At 33.7% G+C, this 511-nt stretch carries 1 pseudogene; it reads left to right on the top strand.

Features of this window, described 5'->3' with window-relative positions:
- Positions 1-266: pseudogene (locus tag L647_RS1000000125960) on the top strand (hypothetical protein); the annotation flags it as partial.
- Between the last annotated feature and the right edge of the window lie 245 nt (positions 267-511).

The following is a 511-nucleotide window of genomic DNA, read 5'->3' as shown; positions in this document are numbered from 1 at the left end:
GAGCTACTTTAATTTTGATGTTATTTTCAGTTCCTACTTATACTTACTTTATTGAAAGTAAAATTAAAAGTGAAGGTTACACTGTTTGTAATCCTTACAGTAGCTCAAGGGGATCTGATGTATGGGTTACCTCCCAAAGCTACTGCATTAAAAAAGGTTATAGAGTCAGCTCAAAAATAATAGATTGGTTACAACAACAAACTAATGAGCCAACACCAGAAGATGTCATACAAAAAGTAGATGAGCTACTCGCGAATAGTCCTTAAAATAGCACTTAAAATAGTCCTTATGATTTTTTAAAACACACAAAAAAGCGAGCCTAATTAGGCTCGCTTGTTTTTAACTAATAGTTAAATACTGAGCTTTTTTCTTTACTCAGGATCATAACCTAAATTAAGTGATAGCAACCTTTCAGCCTATTCAAGCGTCATATTTGTTGGTTTAGCGTATCTTCAACCTGATCTTTTTGCACTGCCGCTACATCGTAGTATCTAACTTGTGAGTATGAAAA

The sequence above is a fragment of the Pseudoalteromonas sp. TB64 genome (genome assembly GCF_000498095.1).
Classification (GTDB): Bacteria; Pseudomonadota; Gammaproteobacteria; order Enterobacterales; family Alteromonadaceae; genus Pseudoalteromonas.
This window is presented reverse-complemented; position numbering and strand designations above follow the sequence as displayed.